Genomic DNA, 3,636 nt, shown 5'->3' on the forward strand with positions numbered 1-3,636 from the left:
ATCAATCAACGACCACGAAAATGTTTGGGCTGGAAGACTGCTCACGAATCCTTCTCAGAAGAACTGTCGCACTTGGCTTGACAATCCGTCATATGATAAAACCCAAAACGGGTTCAAGGTTAAAATGACTGGATCGGCAATGGTAGTTGTATTCATATGGACTTTGATTAACCCGAGAGTATAGGAGGACAAGCAAATGATTATTTCCGAAGTATCTCAAGGACAAAAAGCTCCTTATAGCGTGTCGGGAACGGTGCTGACTGTCGGAACGGTTGCGATTGATCTTCAGGAACGTCAGCAATCGGTTCAAAACGTGGTTAACGTCTGCCTGGACAACCAGCTCCAAACAATGGCCGAAGGGCTAGGAGCTTGGTATGTGGCGACAATCGTCATCCCTCCCCGTCAACGCCAACTGACTCCGACAGGCGAGCTGGACGAAGACGAAAACGAGATCATGACCGAAATCGGGCTGCCGCTGGACACGAACCGGGTGGAGTTGCGCTTATGGGGATTGCCGCAGGCTTATAACCAGGAGTCGATCCCGGAAGAATCTAACGAAGAGGTGAGTGAATAATGCCGTTCGTATTGAGCGTAAAAGACGCATACCGCCAAGCGGTTGAAGCTGCTACCAACGGAAAGAACACCGTTATGTATGACGATAAAGGAAATCCCTCGATCATGGTCATGGTGCCGAGATTTAATATTTCGGACGTGATTTCCGGCGGCGCAAACACTCCGCACCCTGCTTTCATCGTCAATGGTGTTGTTAAATCGGAAATCTGGATCAGTAAGTATCAAAATATTTTGCATGACAACCGGGCTTACTCCATCCCAGGACAGGACCCAAGGACTTCGATCCAATATGACACCGCAAAATCGGTATGCGAGGCGAAAGGCCCTGGCTGGCATCTTATGACGAATGCGGAATGGGCAGCTATCGCCTTATGGTGCAAGGCAAACGGATTCCAACCACGTGGCAACAACAACTATGGCGCTGATCATTCTGCTGCATATGAGCGCGGAAAAGAAACGCACAAATCCGATGCAGAGCATACAGGACGTGTCGCCACAGGTTCGGGTCCCGCTTCTTGGGCACACGATGGAACGCCTAACGGCATCTATGACCTGAACGGGAACATTTGGGAATGGGTTCAAGGGCTGAAGATCGTTGACGGCATCGCATACGTAATGAACGACAACAACTTCGGCGATGCAGAAACGGCCTGGGTAAATACCGGTGTCAATATCACAACCGGTATGAGCAGCGGAAACAAAATATTGACCATGCGAACAGGTGCTATTCCGAACACTCCGAGAATGGTATGGGATGCGTTAGGCATTCTTGCTACTTCAAACGGCGCCGGTTCGGCGGACTATGGACTGGATGTGTACTGGTTTGATGCGACAAACGAACGTCTCCCGATTCGCGGCGGCAATTGGGGCAATGGCTCCGCTGCCGGGGTTTTCGCGCTCAACCTGAACCACGCGCGGTCGTACTCGCATTCGAACCTTGGCTTCCGCTCCGCTTTTATTTCGTAATCTGCAATCTGGCTATCTGAATATCTGCTAGGGCCTGCGAGAGCAGGCCCCTGCTTTTTATAGAAAGGTGTGCAAAATGGAAGAACTGAAAATCCTTCAGAAGTGCTATGACATGGTTCAATATGGATACATTTGCTTGCGCCAATACCCGAAGTCAGAAAAGCATACACTGGTTGCTGAAACGAAGCAATGTATGATGGGACTGATCAGGCTCATGATCACGGCCAACAGAAGGTATTACAAGAAGACAGCCATTCAAGACTTGGATGTCGAACTGGACACACTGCGATACTATACGCGGTTAGCTAGGGATTTGGGATTCCTTCCATTTAATAAATATGAGAACTGGGCGAAAATGCTAAGTGAAATAGGCCGTATGATCGGCGGCTGGCAGAAGAGTATCAAGCAATGATTCACTGGGGGCCGGGTCGATAACTCCCGATTCGCGGCGGCAATTGGAACAATGGCTCCAATGCCGGGGTTTTCGCGCTCAACCTGAACAACGCGCGGTCGAACTCGAATTCGAACATTGGCTTCCGCTCCGCTCTTCCCAAACGTCAGAAGTCGAAGTCCTATGGGACTTCGTCCAGAACACGGGGAAAAGGGACCCGTCCCCCTGCTGAAAGGCAAAATACATGAAATGTCGAGAAGTCTAGCGGACAGCCTGACACGCTCGATCAACTCCATAAAGGAGGAAGTGACTTGAAAGCATATACCGATTTATTCGAGCAAATCGTGTCATTTGAAAATCTGGAAGCTGCCTACCGAAATGCAGCGAAGTTGAAACGTTACCGGCCTGACGTGCTGAAGTTTACCCGGAACCTGGAAGAACATTTAATCACGATCCAGAACGAGCTTATCCATAAAACATATGAGATCGGGCGGTATCGTGAATTCTATGTGTGGGAGCCGAAAAAGCGCCTGATCATGGCTTTGCCATTCCGGGACCGCGTCGTTCAGTGGGCTGTATATCGCGTCATAGAGCCGCTCCTGAACCGGCAGTTCATTTTTGATTCATACGCATGCCGTAAGGGCAAAGGTGTTCAGAGGGCGGCGGACAGAATGCAATACTGGCTGCGCAGGCTTTGGCGGCAGCATGGCAAGGCATATTACCTGAAGTTGGACATATCGAAATACTTCTATAGAGTTGATCATGACGTGCTGTTGTCCATCCTGGGCAGGAAATTCGATGATCCTGATTTGGTGTGGCTGCTCGAAAAAATCGTGCGGTCCGAACATACTGATTTCGGCATACCGCTTGGAGATCACGGCTTTGAGCAAGGCAGGATCGAGGGCATCGGAATGCCCATTGGGAATCTATCCAGCCAACTGTTCGCCAACCTATACCTAAACGAGCTGGATCAATTCGCAAAGCACCAGCTCGGCCTTAAATGTTATATTAGATACATGGACGACATCGTCGCTTTGCACCTCAGCAAGGAGGCGCTGCATCAGGCAAGAAAGGACATTGAAAGATTCCTGGAAGAAAAGCTCCGGTTAACACTCAACAACAAGACGGCCATTCGGCCCATTCATACAGGCGTGGAGTTTTGCGGGTATCGCGTTTGGGCAACACACAGAAAGATCAGGAAAGGCACGGTGCGGAAAATAAAGGGCGGATTGAAGTTCATGCAACGGGCATACGCGAGGGGCGACAAGTCGCTGGATGAAGTGAATTCGGCGATCCAGTCGTACATCGGATACCTAAAACATGCCGACACGTACAACCTCCGCAAACGACTTTTTAAACGCGCCGTATTCACTAAGGGGAACCCCGAAAAAGCTGCGCATTTTTGCCAAAAATCTTGAGAAAGTTTGCCAAAAATTTTGCGCGGCTACAGAAAGTGGAGAATGGTGTTGGCTATGTACGCCAAAACTTCTGGCCGCGCTGTCGGGTAAAGGACTGGCGCGGTGCTGTAGGCCCGTTTCCAGTCCCAGTATAGCCCCAGAACGCCATATAGGTATTCGTTACTCCATCTCCGCCATCCGATGCTACTTTTTCATCTCCGTTTCCTTCTGGTCAGTAGCGTTCGAATTTTCATTTCTGTGTAGTCGCGCACTTCGCTGAATGCGTCGCTGGAGTTCCCTACCCGAAAG

At 50.0% G+C, this 3,636-nt stretch carries 4 protein-coding genes and 1 pseudogene; 4 read left to right on the plus strand and 1 reads right to left on the minus strand.

The annotated features are described in order from the left end of the window. The first annotated feature begins 196 nt into the window (after nucleotides 1-196). The 4 genes from PPOP_RS08335 to PPOP_RS08350 all read left to right on the plus strand — a co-directional run bounded on the left by PPOP_RS08335 (nucleotide 197) and on the right by PPOP_RS08350 (nucleotide 3,348). On the plus strand, nucleotides 197-574 hold the full coding sequence (locus PPOP_RS08335; RefSeq protein WP_006285766.1) for a hypothetical protein: 378 nt from the start codon (nucleotides 197-199) through the stop codon (nucleotides 572-574). Further along, nucleotides 574-1,539, plus strand: a complete 966-nt coding sequence (locus PPOP_RS08340) for an SUMF1/EgtB/PvdO family nonheme iron enzyme (protein ID WP_006285767.1) — start codon at nucleotides 574-576, stop codon at nucleotides 1,537-1,539. The genes PPOP_RS08335 and PPOP_RS08340 overlap by 1 nt, the downstream gene beginning before the upstream one ends. 76 nt (nucleotides 1,540-1,615) lie before the next feature. Beyond that, nucleotides 1,616-1,951 carry a diversity-generating retroelement protein Avd gene (gene avd, locus PPOP_RS08345; protein ID WP_006285768.1) on the plus strand — a complete coding sequence of 112 codons (336 nt, stop codon included), beginning with the start codon at nucleotides 1,616-1,618 and terminating at the stop codon, nucleotides 1,949-1,951. Nucleotides 1,952-2,274: 323 nt separating this feature from the next. Next, nucleotides 2,275-3,348 carry an RNA-directed DNA polymerase gene (locus PPOP_RS08350; protein WP_234399737.1) on the plus strand — a complete coding sequence of 358 codons (1,074 nt, stop codon included), beginning with the start codon at nucleotides 2,275-2,277 and terminating at the stop codon, nucleotides 3,346-3,348. 26 nt (nucleotides 3,349-3,374) lie between these two features. On the opposite strand, the pseudogene PPOP_RS20330 reads toward PPOP_RS08350, so the two are convergent. Then, a pseudogene (locus PPOP_RS20330) lies at nucleotides 3,375-3,636 on the minus strand (hypothetical protein); the annotation flags it as partial.

Source organism: Paenibacillus popilliae ATCC 14706 (assembly GCF_000315235.1).
GTDB lineage: Bacteria > Bacillota > Bacilli > Paenibacillales > Paenibacillaceae > Paenibacillus_B > Paenibacillus_B popilliae.